Origin of the sequence: Vibrio sp. 1727 (genome assembly GCF_033344415.1) — a bacterium.
Lineage (GTDB): Bacteria > Pseudomonadota > Gammaproteobacteria > Enterobacterales > Vibrionaceae > Vibrio > Vibrio alginolyticus.
Window position 1 is genome coordinate 1 of the sequence record NZ_JAWPOT010000383.1, and the last position, 634, is coordinate 634.

Below are 634 nucleotides of genomic sequence, written 5' to 3' on the forward strand. Positions count from 1 at the left end.
GTCGGCGAGATACGCTTAGGCAAATGCTTCATAGCATGGCATCTTAATGATTTCGATGCCGTCTGGGTTAGGTAACTCAACACAGCGTTGTGCGAGCAGTAGGGCATCGTCTGTTTTACCGATGCTGCTTAGCATTTGAGAAAAGTTGGACAATGAATGATGTTTAATAACATCCGACCCTGTTTGCATTGAGCGTCGAATCGCCTCATGGAAGTAGTATTCGGCTTTCTCACTGTCTCCTAAGCCAAGATGAACAATGCTTAAGTTGGCATAGATTACGCCAATAAAGAAACTGTTGTCGTACTCATATTCACTGCTCTCATATACATCGAGTGCTTGTTTTAGATAGTTGCTTGCGCGATTCCAATCGGAGGAGTCTAAATAGACAGTACCGATGTTGTTAAGCGTCATCGCAACTTGAATCTCAAACACTGTATTTTCAAGTAACTCGTAGGCGGTACGATAATGTTTTAATCCGTTGTGGATTTGGTTACGCGCAATTTCTAAATTTCCCATCCAGCGATAAGCGCGGCCTTGCAGCGCCAGATAGCCAATATCACGAGACTCCCCAATTACATCGTGGAGCAAAAGCTCTGCGTGCCAATCGTCATCCAACTCAATCATTCGAATCGCT

General features: G+C 44.3%; 1 protein-coding gene. It reads right to left on the minus strand.

What is annotated here, in order from left to right:
• Nucleotides 1–15: 15 nt before the first annotated feature.
• Nucleotides 16–634, minus strand: a 619-nt coding sequence (locus tag R8O10_RS25875; RefSeq protein ID WP_318192049.1) for a tetratricopeptide repeat protein, incomplete at its 5' end; no start/stop codon positions are given.